Origin of the sequence: Pandoraea soli (genome assembly GCF_902459595.1) — a bacterium.
In the GTDB taxonomy this organism is placed as follows: domain Bacteria; phylum Pseudomonadota; class Gammaproteobacteria; order Burkholderiales; family Burkholderiaceae; genus Pandoraea; species Pandoraea cepalis.
This window is the reverse complement of record NZ_CABPSG010000011.1, coordinates 1-13,110: the sequence shown is the minus strand read 5'-3', so window position 1 is coordinate 13,110 and position 13,110 is coordinate 1. Positions and strand designations below refer to the sequence as shown.

General features: G+C 58.4%; 11 protein-coding genes and 1 pseudogene. 7 read left to right on the top strand and 5 right to left on the bottom strand.

Going from position 1 to position 13,110, the window contains the following annotated elements:
- Positions 1-4: 4 nt before the first annotated feature.
- The 4 genes from yidD to PSO31014_RS17495 form a co-directional block, all read right to left on the bottom strand.
- Positions 5-364 (bottom strand): membrane protein insertion efficiency factor YidD, encoded by a 360-nt coding sequence (gene yidD, locus PSO31014_RS17510; protein ID WP_150552789.1) that lies wholly within the window; start codon positions 362-364, stop codon positions 5-7.
- A gap of 14 nt (positions 365-378) precedes the next feature.
- On the bottom strand, positions 379-885 hold the full coding sequence (gene rnpA / locus PSO31014_RS17505; protein ID WP_150552788.1) for a ribonuclease P protein component: 507 nt from the start codon (positions 883-885) through the stop codon (positions 379-381).
- Between the two features lie 61 nt (positions 886-946).
- A complete protein-coding gene (rpmH, locus tag PSO31014_RS17500; protein WP_010806664.1) occupies positions 947-1,081 on the bottom strand; it encodes a 50S ribosomal protein L34 in 135 nt (44 codons plus the stop codon).
- Positions 1,082-1,256: 175 nt separating this feature from the next.
- Positions 1,257-1,451, bottom strand: a complete 195-nt coding sequence (locus PSO31014_RS17495; protein ID WP_150552787.1) for a hypothetical protein — start codon at positions 1,449-1,451, stop codon at positions 1,257-1,259.
- 445 nt (positions 1,452-1,896) lie between these two features.
- Between PSO31014_RS17495 and dnaA the strand changes: the two genes are divergently transcribed.
- From dnaA to PSO31014_RS17460, 7 genes are all read left to right on the top strand, one after another.
- The gene (gene dnaA / locus PSO31014_RS17490) at positions 1,897-3,429 is read left to right on the top strand and encodes a chromosomal replication initiator protein DnaA (RefSeq protein ID WP_150552786.1); all 1,533 of its coding nucleotides are present in this window, start codon (positions 1,897-1,899) and stop codon (positions 3,427-3,429) included.
- A 240-nt stretch (positions 3,430-3,669) separates the two neighbouring features.
- Positions 3,670-4,776 carry a DNA polymerase III subunit beta gene (gene dnaN / locus PSO31014_RS17485; RefSeq protein WP_017232945.1) on the top strand — a complete coding sequence of 369 codons (1,107 nt, stop codon included), beginning with the start codon at positions 3,670-3,672 and terminating at the stop codon, positions 4,774-4,776.
- 178 nt (positions 4,777-4,954) lie between these two features.
- Complete coding sequence (gyrB, locus tag PSO31014_RS17480) at positions 4,955-7,432, top strand: DNA topoisomerase (ATP-hydrolyzing) subunit B (protein ID WP_150552785.1); 2,478 nt, start codon at positions 4,955-4,957, stop codon at positions 7,430-7,432.
- A 284-nt stretch (positions 7,433-7,716) separates the two neighbouring features.
- Positions 7,717-8,553: a DNA adenine methylase gene (locus PSO31014_RS17475; protein ID WP_150552784.1), complete on the top strand. Its 837-nt coding sequence runs from the start codon at positions 7,717-7,719 to the stop codon at positions 8,551-8,553.
- A 35-nt stretch (positions 8,554-8,588) separates the two neighbouring features.
- Positions 8,589-9,815 carry a metallophosphoesterase family protein gene (locus tag PSO31014_RS17470; protein ID WP_174976563.1) on the top strand — a complete coding sequence of 409 codons (1,227 nt, stop codon included), beginning with the start codon at positions 8,589-8,591 and terminating at the stop codon, positions 9,813-9,815.
- On the top strand, positions 9,812-11,734 hold the full coding sequence (locus tag PSO31014_RS17465; RefSeq protein WP_150552782.1) for an ORC-CDC6 family AAA ATPase: 1,923 nt from the start codon (positions 9,812-9,814) through the stop codon (positions 11,732-11,734). Before PSO31014_RS17470 ends, PSO31014_RS17465 begins: the two co-directional genes overlap by 4 nt.
- Positions 11,735-11,736: 2 nt before the next feature.
- Positions 11,737-12,657, top strand: a complete 921-nt coding sequence (locus tag PSO31014_RS17460; RefSeq protein ID WP_150552781.1) for a hypothetical protein — start codon at positions 11,737-11,739, stop codon at positions 12,655-12,657.
- A gap of 235 nt (positions 12,658-12,892) precedes the next feature.
- Here PSO31014_RS17460 and PSO31014_RS17450 read toward each other — a convergent pair.
- Positions 12,893-13,024: pseudogene (locus PSO31014_RS17450) on the bottom strand (SDR family oxidoreductase); the annotation flags it as partial.
- Positions 13,025-13,110 lie beyond the last annotated feature (86 nt).

Sequence of the window (13,110 nt, the reverse complement as noted above, 5' to 3'; positions counted from 1 at the left end):
AAACTCAGGAATGGCCCGGCGCGCGGCGCGTAACTGCCGATGCGGCCGCAGGCCCGGACGAGACCGTCTGCCTGGCTCGCGACGTACCGCTTCCGGCGGCCGCATCGGCGGCGCCTTGGTCGGTGTTATCGGGAGCGTGACAGACGTGTCGAGCCGGCGGTACAGGATCGAAACCGCCGGGGTGAAACGGATGACAGCGACATAGACGCCGGGCCGTGAGATAAGTGCCGTAACCGGCACCGTGCTCGACGATGGCCTCGCGCGCGTAGTCGGAGCAGCTCGGATGGAAGCGGCAACGGTTCCCCAGCCAGGGACTGATCACCAGCTTGTAACCGCGCAGGAGCAACAACAGCACGCTTCGCATCTCGATTCCGCCTGTCAGTCCGGCCGAAGTGGCCGGTTGGGCGGCGCATGCCCGGGTTCGGGCGCTACCGTGTAGGACTCACTACCTTCTGTCTTGGCGTCGGTCGTGCGGCGCTTGCGGGCGGCTTTCTCTGCCGCGTCGAAGAGCTGCGCGAATTCAGCCTGGCACAGTGTATTCAACACTGGCGCGGCCGCCGCCGTGTACGTTCCCTTGTCGAAGCGCCGGGTCAGTCGCAGCACGAAGTCCCAGCCGGCCAGCGCGGTGCGGCGCTGGCGAAACATCTCGCGCGCCTGACGCTTGATCAGGTTGCGAGTGACCGCGCGGGGCGCGTGCTTCTTACCGACGACAATACCGATGCGGCCCTCATGAGGCGTGGCATCGATATCGACAAGGGCGTCCGGCGCAGACGCGCGCCAACGCATATACAACACGAAGTGCGCGCTGCGACGCAAAGGACGCAAACTAAAAACGGATGAAAACTCATCCGTTTTGAGAAGTCGCGCAGCTTTGGGAAACCCCATTGCCGGGACTTCGCGCCTTGCGGATTTGACGCGCAAACCGCGGTACGGCCGAGAACCGCGATTAGACGGCCAGGCGCTTACGGCCCTTGGCGCGACGAGCGGCGATGACCTTGCGGCCGCCACGGGTCTTCATGCGAACCAGGAAGCCATGGGTGCGCTTGCGGCGCGTCACGGAAGGCTGAAATGTACGTTTCATGATGCACTCACTGTGTGAAAAAATTCCCGCGCAGCAGCATCGTGAAACGCCACATGGACACCGTGAAAACCTGCAAATTCAAGGACTTTCACGCGCGGCCCAGCCGTCGGGAGTTGGATAGAATCCGGTTATCTTTCTAACGAACCCGCTATTTAATCGGCTTTTCCGTTGTGTGTCAATAGGTTAGCCATGACACGCGATACGCCGGTACGCGATCGGCACCGTCGTCGGCGGGGATCCACCAGCCAGCGGCCTTCCGGCGGTCGATGATGGCAGAAATCGCTTGAATCGCCGATTTCTGCCGATAGGGAAACACCTGACGAAGAAGATATCCCGGCGGTCGCGGCAAATCGTCGTATTTGCCGGGCATTTATGCAGGGACGGCGCGAAGTCAGGCGGGTTAACGCGGCCCGCCCGCCCGGAGACGCCGGTGCTGTGGGCATTCCTGTGGATAACTCGCTTTGCCAACGCTTTGGCGGTAAAATCCCCCATCATTTTTTTTCCCAGCAGAGTACCGGTGACGCCGCCATGTGGACAGCGCGCCGGGTTTTGTCGTCTGCGCGCGCCGACACCGGCCGTACGCGCGAGGCAAAACCCGAACGCAGCGCCATGGTTCGTGGGTTGCCGGGCGCCTGCAATGCGCCGCCGGTCTGACTCGACCCCGGCCGGTCCGCCCGTCCCGGCATTGCTCGGGAACGGGGTCGCCGGCTTGGTTTGCGACGTTCTGCCCCCATATCTGATGTATCGGATAGTGGGGGGATGAGTGTCGGCCGAACGAGTCGGACGAGCGCCCGCGCCACCTGGATACGCCCTGCATGAATGACTTCTGGCAACACTGCGCGACACGTCTCGAACAAGAGCTGACGCCCCAGCAATTCCGTACCTGGATCAAACCGCTGGCGCCGCTCGACTTCGATGAACAGGCGCGCACGCTCAAGATCGGCGCGCCCAATCGCTTCAAGCTCGATTGGGTGAAGAGCCAGTTCTCCGGGCGAATCCAGAGCATGGCGTCGGACTTCTGGAATGCGCCGATCGAAGTAACGTTCGTGCTCGATCCGAAGGCTGGCCTGCGCGTGCCGTCGTCGACCCCCGCCCCCACGCCTGCGCCGAGCGCGGCGCCCGCCCCGGCGCCCGCTGGCGGCGCGCGCGGGAATCCGGCCGTGGTTGCGTCGCAGGCTGCCGCGAATGGCGGTCGTGGCGCCGATTCGGCGTCGCTCGACGGTGAGCGCCCCGATCTGGAAGCGAGCGAGGCCGACGCGGTGCGCCGCAATTGGCGGGTGACGCCGCAAGAGCCGGTGCAATTGGGGGAAGTCGAGTCGATCTACGAGCGCTCGAAGCTCAATCCCGTGCTGACCTTCGACAATTTCGTGACGGGTAAGTCGAACCAGCTCGCGCGCGCCGCGGCGATCCAGGTCGCGAACAATCCCGGCACGTCGTACAACCCGTTGTTCCTTTACGGCGGCGTCGGCCTGGGTAAGACCCACTTGATCCACGCCATCGGCAACCAGTTGCTGGCCGAGAAGCAGAATCCGCGTATCCGGTACATCCATGCCGAGCAGTACGTGTCCGACGTGGTCAAGGCGTACCAGCGCAAGGCTTTCGACGAATTCAAGCGCTATTACCACTCGCTTGATCTGCTGCTGATCGACGATATTCAATTCTTCTCGGGCAAGAGCCGTACGCAGGAAGAATTCTTCTACGCTTTCGAGGCGCTCATCGCGAACCGTGCGCAGGTGATCATCACGAGCGACACGTATCCGAAGGAGATCACCGGCATCGACGATCGGTTGATTTCGCGCTTCGATTCCGGGTTGACGGTGGCCATCGAGCCGCCCGAGCTGGAAATGCGTGTGGCCATTCTCATCAAGAAGGCGCAGGTCGAGGGCGTGGGGCTGTCGGAGGACGTGGCGTTCTTCGTCGGCAAGCATCTGCGCTCGAACGTGCGTGAGCTCGAAGGCGCGTTGCGCAAAATCCTGGCTTACTCGAAGTTCCACGGTCGCGAGATCACCATCGAACTGACGAAGGAAGCGCTGAAAGATCTGCTGACGGTTCAGAATCGTCAGATTTCTGTCGAAAACATCCAAAAGACCGTGGCCGATTTTTACAATATCAAGGTCGCGGACATGTATTCGAAAAAGCGGCCGGCCAATATTGCACGGCCGCGGCAGATCGCCATGTATCTGGCGAAGGAGCTGACGCAGAAGAGTCTGCCGGAAATCGGCGAACTGTTTGGCGGGCGCGACCATACGACGGTGCTGCACGCGGTACGCAAGATCGCAGAAGAGCGCAGCAAGGATGCGCAGCTCAATCATGAGTTGCACGTGCTGGAGCAGACGCTCAAGGGGTAAAGCCGGGCGGATGCGCGGGGCGGCGGGCGGGGTAGCCGGCATCCCTGTGGATAAGCGGGGGGCGGTTTGGGGGAAACTGGCGTTTTCGGGCACAATAGCGGGTCGGCGCACAAAGCGTCCCCGGTTCGTCCACAGCGTTTTCCGCCCTGTTATCCCTTCTGCAAGCACTTGATCGATAAGGGAATCTTCGGGTTTTCAGCAGAAACTGGCACCCGTTAACAGTTACTACGAAGGATAAATATGCAATTGGTCAAAACTCAACGAGACAATCTGCTGCGGCCGCTGCAAATTGTGAGTGGCATCGTCGAGCGTCGCCACACGTTGCCGATCCTGGCCAATTTGCTCATTCGCAAGCACGGACAGGACATTTCCTTCCTGTCGACCGACCTTGAGTTGCAGATCACGACCACCGCCGACTGCGGTGCCGGCGCCGATGACGTGGCGACGACCGTGGCGGCACGCAAGCTGCTCGACATTCTGCGCAACATGCCCGACGCCGAAGTGGCGCTGTCGCTCTCGGACAAGCGTCTGACGGTGCAGGCGGGCAAGAGCCGTTTCCAGTTGCAGACGCTGGCGGCGGAAGATTTCCCGACGGTGGCCGAGGCCAAGGACTACGCCGCGAGCTTCTCGCTGCCGCAGCGCGCGTTCCGCCAACTGTTGGGCATGGTGCACTTCGCGATGGCGCAGCAGGACATCCGTTACTACCTGAACGGCATGCTGCTCGTGGTCGAGGGCGAGAAGATCGAAGCGGTCGCAACGGACGGTCACCGTCTGGCGTATTGCAACACGACGATTGCCGGCGAAAAGTTTGCGCGTCAGGAGGTCATCATTCCGCGCAAGACGATTCTCGAATTGCAGCGTTTGCTCGAGGACATTGACGATCCGGTGAAGATCGACGTGGCGCCGAGCCAGGTCAAGTTCTGTTTTGCGAACGTCGAATTGGTATCGAAGCTGGTCGAGGGCAAGTTCCCCGATTTCAATCGCGTGATCCCGAAGGGGTATAACAAGAGCTTCGTCATCAGCCGTGAAGAGTTGCATCGTTCGTTGCAGCGTGCGGCGATCGTCACGTCTGACAAGTTCAAGGGTGTGCGTTTCCTGGTCAGCGACAACCTGTTGAAGATCAGCGCGAATAACACGGAAAACGAAGAAGCGCAGGAAGAGATCGAGATTGATTTCACGGGCGAGTCGGTGGATATCGGCTTTAACGTGACGTACCTGCTCGACGTGTTGTCGAACCTCAAGGTCGAACAGGTGAAGGTGAGTCTGGGCGACGCCAATTCGAGCGCGTTGATCACCTTGCCGGACAACGACGAATTCAAGTATGTCGTGATGCCGATGCGCATTTGAGCGGATATTCCGCCGTACGCGCCGTCACATGCGCGAAGGGGCCGAGCGCCCCTTTGGCGTTTCTAGAGAATTATCCTTTTGCGGGATAAGCCGCCTTTGCGGCGCCGATGGCGCGCGGAGGGGGCAGGTCATGAAGCAGTAATTCGTCAGTTAATGACGCGGTAACCGGAAGATTGTCATGAGCGAACAGCAAAAGCAGGCCGATAGCGGCTATGGTGCAGCCTCCATTCAGATCCTTGAAGGTCTGGAGGCTGTGCGCAAGCGTCCCGGCATGTACATTGGCGACACGTCGGACGGCACGGGCCTGCATCACCTGGTATTCGAGGTGTTGGACAACTCGATCGACGAGGCGCTTGCCGGTTACTGCGACGACATCCATGTGATCATTCACGCGGATAATTCGATTTCCGTGACGGACAACGGCCGTGGCATTCCCACGGGGATCAAGTTCGACGACAAGCACGAGCCGAAGCGCAGCGCGGCGGAAATCGTGATGACGGAACTGCACGCGGGCGGCAAGTTCGACCAGAACAGCTACAAGGTGTCGGGCGGTTTGCACGGTGTGGGCGTGTCGTGCGTGAACGCATTGTCCACGTACCTGAAGCTCACCGTGCGTCGCGACGGCAAGAAGCACTTCATGGAGTTCCACCGGGGCGTGCCGCAGAACCGCGAGCTTGAGGTGATCGACGGCGTTGAGACGTCGCCGCTGAAGTTGCTGGGCGACACCGACAAGCGTGGCACCGAGGTGCACTTCCTCGCGGACGAAACGATCTTCGGCAAGGTCGAATTCCACTACGACATTCTCGCCAAGCGTATGCGCGAGCTGTCCTTCCTGAACAACGGTGTGCGTATTCGCCTGACGGATCTGCGCACGGGCAAGGAAGACGATTTCGCGTTTGGCGGCGGCGTGAAGGGTTTCGTCGAGTACATCAACAAGACGAAGACCGTACTGCATCCGACGATCTTCCACGTCACGGGCGAGCGCGACGGTATCGGCGTGGAAGTTGCGATGCAGTGGAACGACAGCTACAACGAGACGGTGCTGTGCTTCACGAACAACATTCCGCAGCGAGACGGCGGCGCGCACTTGACCGGTTTGCGTGCGGCGATGACGCGCGTGATCAACAAGTACATCGACGAAAACGAGCTGGCGAAGAAGGCCAAGGTCGAGACGACCGGCGACGACATGCGCGAGGGTTTGACGTGCGTGTTGTCGGTGAAGGTGCCGGAGCCGAAGTTCTCGTCGCAGACGAAGGACAAGCTGGTGTCGTCGGAAGTGCGTGCGCCGGTGGAAGAATACGTGGCGAAGGCGCTCGACGAGTTCCTGCAGGAGACGCCGAACGACGCGAAGATCATTTGCTCGAAGATCGTTGAAGCGGCGCGGGCGCGCGATGCCGCGCGCAAGGCGCGCGAGATGACGCGTCGCAAGGGCGTGCTCGACGGCGTGGGTTTGCCGGGCAAGCTGGCGGACTGTCAGGAGAAGGATCCGGCGCTGTGCGAGATCTATGTGGTCGAGGGCGACTCGGCAGGCGGATCGGCGAAGCAGGGGCGCGACCGTAAGTTCCAGGCGATTTTGCCGTTGCGCGGCAAGGTGCTGAACGTTGAGAAGGCGCGTTTCGACAAGCTGATTTCGAGCGAGCAGATCGTGACGCTGATTACCGCGTTGGGTTGCGGCATCGGCAAGGACGATTACAACATCGACAAGCTGCGTTATCACCGCATCATCATCATGACCGATGCTGACGTGGACGGCGCGCACATCCGCACGTTGTTGCTGACGTTCTTCTACCGTCAGGTGCCGGAGCTGATCGAGCGTGGCTACGTGTATATCGCGCAACCGCCGCTGTACAAGGTCAAGCACAACAAGGACGAGCGTTACATCAAGGACGAAGGCGAGCTGGCGCAGTACATGCTGAAGCTGGCGATGAACAATGCCGAGCTGACGCCGTCGACGGGGGCAGCGCCGATTGCTGGCGATGCGCTGGGCGAGTTGACGCGCAGCTACCAGTTGGCCGATGGGGTGATTGATCGTCTGAGCCGGATTTACGAGGCGTCGGTGCTCACCGCGGTGACGGAAGGCGTGGAGATCGAGCTGGACAATGAGGAAGCGGCGAAGCGCACGGCCGCGGCGTTGCAGGCGGCGCTGAGCGACGATCCGTTGGCTCCGGAGATCACGATTACGGCGGTGATGGAAGACGTCGAGAATGCGGAACCGGTGGCGGCATTGCGCGTGGAACGTCGTCACCATGGCAACGTGAAGCTGAGCGTGATCGACCAGGGCTTCCTGCAAACGGCGGACTATGCGCAGTTGCAGAAGACGGCGGAAACGTTCAAGGGCTTGATCGGTGAAGGGGCGACGATTCGACGTGGCGAGAAGTCACAGTCGGTGTCGAACTTCAAGGCGGCGATGAAGTGGCTGATGGCGGATGCGGAGCGCAACGTCTCGAAGCAGCGCTACAAGGGGCTGGGCGAGATGAACGCGGCGCAACTGTGGGACACCACGATGGACCCGACCGTCCGCCGCCTGCTGCGCGTGCAGATCGAAGACGCGATCGCTGCGGATGGGATCTTTACGACGTTGATGGGTGATGACGTTGAGCCGCGTCGGGCGTTTATTGAGTCTAATGCGTTGAGGGCTGGGAATATTGATGTTTGATGGTGTGTGTAAAGAGCGTCATAACCTGAGAAAAAAGAACCCATAAATTAAGAAATCTATGGATCTATTTTATCGATAGTTAGGTTTGGCTAATCATTCGTCGACACACGACTCACCCTGGCGTTTGAAGTTGGGCACGACGACTTGGATGTCATCTGTCTTGCCGTGAGCGGGGAATTCAAGAGAGATAGCCACTCCAAAACTTTGACGGAGTTGCTGTCGATCGCACACGCTTTTATTAAGGCATACGAATTTCACGTGACGGAAGGCCCACGAGCAGGGCCATGTTGCATTCTCAAAAATTTTCGGCGATAGCGTCTTTGAAACAACCAGTCAAACCTTTGCTGAGGTGGGCCGGAAGCAAGCGCAAGCTCTTGCCGATGCTGCGGCAACACGCGCCGCCCGAATTTTCCCGCTACGTTGAGCCTTTTTGCGGTTCAGCTTGCCTTTTTTTCGAACTTGCGCCTACACACGGTTTACTCGGCGATATTAATCCCGAGCTGATGCACTTTTATGCACGAGTTCGAACAAATCCGAATAAAGTTGGTGAACTCTTTCACGCGATGCCGACAACCGAACGCTTCTACTATGAGTTGCGTGCGGCATCGCCCGACAGCCTCGGCGCAAATGAGCGGGCAGCGCGATTCCTCTACTTGAACCGGTTCTGTTTCAACGGCGTTTACCGCACCAATCGCGCTGGCGTCTTTAACGTTCCGCGCGGAGTAAGAGTTGGTGCGCTTCCGACCCTTGAAGACATAGCTTCCTTCGGAAGATTTCTTCGCCGAGCAGACATCAAGGTTGACGATTTTCAAGCGGTTCTTTCGCATTGTGGACGTGGTGATTTTGTCTACTTGGACCCACCTTATGCGGGACGCGGTGTTCGCAATCGCGGGGAGTACGGCGCGAACTCCTTCTCTGAACAGGACCTCGGTCGTCTGCAGAGTGCGCTTCAGGGCGCGTCAGCGCGCGGTGCGAGAATTTTAATTTCCTACGCGGACGTTCCGGTCGTGCGGAAGGCCTTCGACGGGTGGCAAGTCACGGAGCTGACTGTCGGGCGAAACGTGTCCGGATTCACCCATGGACGCCGCGAAGTTCAAGAGTTGCTGATAACTAACTACTAACTGCGATGCTCTCATCGCGGGACAAGGATAGCGAGATGTGCGCGACGCTGCGAGTTGCTGTGTTGAGCGATTTGCACTACACCGAGCTTGCACACGGGCCCTGCTTGGCGCAAGCATCGGCTGCCGGTGGTCTCGACTTGATGGAAAACCTCATCAAGCGGTTCGAAGCCCTGGAGAAGCCCTCTGCAGACGTACTCCTCTGCCCCGGCGACATTACCGATAGAGCAAATCCCAAGGCGTTTGCAGCAGGTTGGGCTCAAATCAACCGGCTCGGCAAAGCGCTCGGCGTAAAACGGGTCGCCGCGGTTACCGGGAACCACGAGGTTCAGTCACGCGCGGATAAGAAGCTAATAGAACCAGGTAACGCCGAGCATGCCATTGACCCGCTCGAATTCCTGGTGCATGAGCCGGGCTACCCTGCAACATTCGCGCTACCGCATCAGAAATGGGTCTACTGGGGGCGAGGCTACGAGATTCTGTACGACGACGAATCCATCATCGTCTTGGTGAACAGCTGTCATTACCACGTCACGCTGCAGGACAACGAATTCGAGCGGGGACGGATTAGCGATATTGCGCTGGAAGAGCTCAGGAGCGATTTGAAGCATTTGGCGGCGGACCGGTCCTTCCGCATGCTTGTGGTGCATCATCCGCCGCTTCCGCACGAAGAACCCGGTCTAGAACTTGGCCGGACACCTATGCACAACGGAACGGCGCTGATGGCGGCGCTAAAGGAAACTGGGCTCGACTGGCTCGTTATTCACGGCCACAAGCATCACCATCGACTCACCCGTGGAGATGGAGAGGTGTATCAGCCGTTCGTTTTCGGCGCTGCCAGCTTCGGTGCAATGCTGTACGGTGACATGGCGAGTCGGACGCGCAATCAGTTCTACATCGTCACGCTTGAGACCGCCAAGGACGAGTTGGACGTGGACCGCCTTTCAGGAAACATTCAGGCGCTCCATTGGACGAACAGCGGCTGGGAAGAAACGGCCGACACGACTCGCGGTCTGCCGAGCGGGTGTGGGTTTACTTGGCGTCCGGTCGAGCTTTCTGGACTTGCTGCTCAGGTGCGCAGTCGTTTGCAAGCTTCGGGCGGGCAATTCCTCGAATGGTCCGAGGTGGTAGACAGCCTGCCACTGCTGCGGTTCCTGAGCCCTGGACAGATGTCTGCACTTAAGGACCAGATGACGCGCGCGAAAATCAGCCTGATTGATGACGGCAGCCTCTTTCCTCGCCAACTTTGCATCTCCGCATCATGAGTGAAACGACGAAACCGCTCAATGACGCGTTCAATGCGCGCTACCTCACGCCGGCGCAGGTTGCCGCCGAGTTCATCGCGCCGCCGAATTTCTCGCGCCTGCTCAGCCTCGACCACTGCATCATAGTAGGCCCTCGCGGAAGCGGCAAAACGACGCTCCTAAAAATGCTTCAAGTTGAAGCTCTCGAGCGTTGGCTACCCGCGCACTGCGATGAGCGGCAGGACTTCGCCGGCTTCATCGGTGTGTTTGTGCCTGCCGATGTTCGATGGGCTACGCAACTAGATTTTCATACCCGAGGTATCGCCTCAGAGGCAGGACGAGTCGCTCTGCAGACAGCGGCCTTTAGCCATGCAGTTTGCATGGCTCTTTTGGACGCGCTTGACCACTGTATCGCTGTCGCGAGAAGCGGTTCGACTCTCCAGCTCTACTCCTCGTTCGCAATTGACCGTAAATCGGAGTCCGAACTCGTTAAAGCCCTGGCGACACTGTGGCGTATGAAGGTTGATGTACCGTCGTTGTTGGGATTGCGCCAGGCTATCCGCGTCAGTCAAACCGAAATCCCAATTCTCGCTTCGAAACTTGCAAGTAGCGAATCTTTGGCGAAGATACTTGACACTCGGCCATTCTTGGGAATGGCCTGGCTGGACACACTTGTCGTTGCGCTCGAAACGATAAATGAAAAGATTGGTGTCAAGGACCAACGTTGGGCTTTGCTGTTAGACGAGCTCGAAATTGTTCCGGATGTGCTGCTGAAGAACATTCTGATGCCATTGCGCTCCTCTTCGCCGAACCTGATTTTCAAGCTTGCTTTGAGTCCGAGCGGTTCTGGAGGCGTGGTACTTTCGAGTGTCGAGCAGCACGCCCCGACTCACGGGAACGACTTCAAAACGATTACTCTCGGATACGTTCGCAAGGCTCAAACAAGAAGATTTTCGGCACAGTTGATGGCGGCGGCGTTGTCCCGAAAGGGCTTTGCTTCATCATTAGACGACCTGCGAACAATCATGGGCCCATCGTTTTTTAATCAGGCCCTTGAATCAACCGCTGAAAGCGCACAAAGCAAAGCGGTGTTGGCGAGGCAGAGGATTTTCCAAGAATTAGCGGCGAAGGACCCTTCCTTTGCCGCCACTCTAGAAAAGAAAGAGATAGGACCAAGTTCGTTGAGTTTTCCTGAAAAGGATAAGCGGGCTTGGTTTGTTCGGAAAATATATCCGCTGGTCGTGTTCCGGAATCACTACCGACGAAGCGCAGGTGCAGACGGTAAGGTGCTTGCTCGAGGTGCGGTAGGTATGCAGCTCTACTCAGGCTTTCCCACCCTGCTCGACTTGACTGAGGGGAATCCGCGGTGGGTGTTGTATCTCGCCGAGGAACTCGCAGCAGAGGCCGAAAAGCAGCAAAAAGACATTCGTGCTGTCGGCGTGCAATCGACAGTCATTGTCACATTTTACGAGCGTTTTGCCTCTCTGCTACGCGTTTATCCAGTTGAACAACCGGACCCTTCGCGGCCCACGACGCTGTTCGACTTCGTGGAGCGTCTTGCAATCTACTTGTCGAACAAGCTTATTGATGCTCCATTCTCAGCAGACCCAGCACTCTCGTTCATCATCGACGAGAAAGCGTATGAAAAGTACGGGCGCTTCATCGACACCTGCGTACAGCTTGGAGTGCTCATTCTCATGAATGCGGAGGTTGCAGAAGAAGGTCTCCCGGAACTGGGCGCTGGAGGCTTGGTGGGGAAGCGAGCGCGAATCTGTCATCGTCTCGCTCCAAAATTCCGGCTTCCAGTGCATACGACTCGGGCAATCGCTATGAGCACGGTGCTTTCGGATAACCCAAGTCGCGAACGCGCGGTTACCGTCCGGCAAGACAGGAAAACGCCGGCTAAGCCATCGGGCGACGGTCAGTCATCACTCTTTTAGACATGACAATTAAAACCTTTCGCAACATTCGCGTCTCGGATGAATTGCCTTTAGAAGCCGACCTAGTCGTAGTCTCGCTATCTGCTGAAAGCAGATGTATCAACGTCGTAAGTAAAGCTGCGCCCACAGCGAACGTTTGCCTTGCGGTCGTCGAGCAAGAGTCCGTATTACCTTCATTCTATGCATGCGAACAGACTCTACGAGAACTAAAATTCTCTACCATCAAAGAAAATATGCTGGAGGCCACTTTAGAGGCGGGCCTCTCTTCTTTCGAAAAACGGCACTTGGATGCTGTCATCGACATCTCCAGCATGTCGCGGGAAGTGATGGCTCGTTTGTTCACGTGGCTTCTTTGCATGCTGCCCGATGTCGAACTCAATTTGTACGTCTGCTACTCGTTGGCAGAATTCTCGGTGCCACCTGACACGGTTTCTCCAAACGAATACATCGCCCCTGTTGGGAGTCAATTCGCCGGTTGGCCCGCAGCGTCTCAACCTACAAGTGTGGTGGTGGGGTTGGGATATGAGCCACACAAGGCGGAGGGTGCGGTGGAATTCTTAGATGCTAGTGAGCAATGGCTGTTTATCCCCAATTCGCCTATTGAACAGTTTCGTGTCGAGGTCGAGAAGAACAATGAGGGCCTCGTGGAGCGAGCGCGGCGTTCGAATCGGCTGGTCGAGTACCAGGTTGATGACCCATCTGCTACGTACGGGCAGCTTGAGTTTTTGGTGTCAGACCTATCGCGTCGCTCGAATCCCGTGCTTCTACCATTCGGGCCGAAGTTGTTTTTCGCACTAGCGCTACTTCAATGTCACGAACACTCGCAGGCAGGAGTGTGGGCTGTGTCGGGGGAGCGCATTGGCGCAACGGTTGACCGGCGGCCATCGGGGTGCGTCATTGGGTTTCACGCCACGCTACAGTGACTCACAATCGTATCGATGTTCGGCAGTGAAAAGCCTTAGCAGCGTGCTAGGTCGGTCCGTCACTAGCGCGCCATCACGCGGCTCAAGCCGTATCCCCGCAATGTCGTTCCGACCGTGGTCGGTTACGACATAAGCCGCTTGCGGTGAATCCAATGCAACGCGCATCGATCCCAGCCTCCAAAGGCGGCCGACTGCACCACGCGATGTGGGCCGTCGGCCTCGACGCCTGTCTCGTTCAGATCTGCTGTTGACCGCCGTCGACGAACAGCTCGGCCCCATTCACGAAGCTTGCATCGTCGGATGCGAGGAACAGTGCAGCGCTTGCGATTTCCTCCGGCTCGCCGAGGCGTGCCAGCGGGATCTGCGGGTAATGCCCCTGACCTGACTGGTTTTTTCGTACCACTGGTGTCTAGAGACTCACGGCCCCGGTGGTTGAACTACATTCGCTAGCCC

Coding starts and splice junctions, on each gene's coding strand:
- rnpA (WP_150552788.1), bottom strand. CDS start 885: ATGGGGTTTCCCAAAGCTGCGCGACTTCTCAAAACGGATGAGTTTTCA.
- dnaA (WP_150552786.1), top strand. CDS start 1,897: ATGAATGACTTCTGGCAACACTGCGCGACACGTCTCGAACAAGAGCTG.
- PSO31014_RS17465 (WP_150552782.1), top strand. CDS start 9,812: ATGAGTGAAACGACGAAACCGCTCAATGACGCGTTCAATGCGCGCTAC.
- dnaN (WP_017232945.1), top strand. CDS start 3,670: ATGCAATTGGTCAAAACTCAACGAGACAATCTGCTGCGGCCGCTGCAA.
- PSO31014_RS17495 (WP_150552787.1), bottom strand. CDS start 1,451: ATGCCCGGCAAATACGACGATTTGCCGCGACCGCCGGGATATCTTCTT.
- gyrB (WP_150552785.1), top strand. CDS start 4,955: ATGAGCGAACAGCAAAAGCAGGCCGATAGCGGCTATGGTGCAGCCTCC.
- PSO31014_RS17475 (WP_150552784.1), top strand. CDS start 7,717: ATGTTGCATTCTCAAAAATTTTCGGCGATAGCGTCTTTGAAACAACCA.
- PSO31014_RS17460 (WP_150552781.1), top strand. CDS start 11,737: ATGACAATTAAAACCTTTCGCAACATTCGCGTCTCGGATGAATTGCCT.
- PSO31014_RS17470 (WP_174976563.1), top strand. CDS start 8,589: ATGTGCGCGACGCTGCGAGTTGCTGTGTTGAGCGATTTGCACTACACC.
- rpmH (WP_010806664.1), bottom strand. CDS start 1,081: ATGAAACGTACATTTCAGCCTTCCGTGACGCGCCGCAAGCGCACCCAT.
- yidD (WP_150552789.1), bottom strand. CDS start 364: ATGCGAAGCGTGCTGTTGTTGCTCCTGCGCGGTTACAAGCTGGTGATC.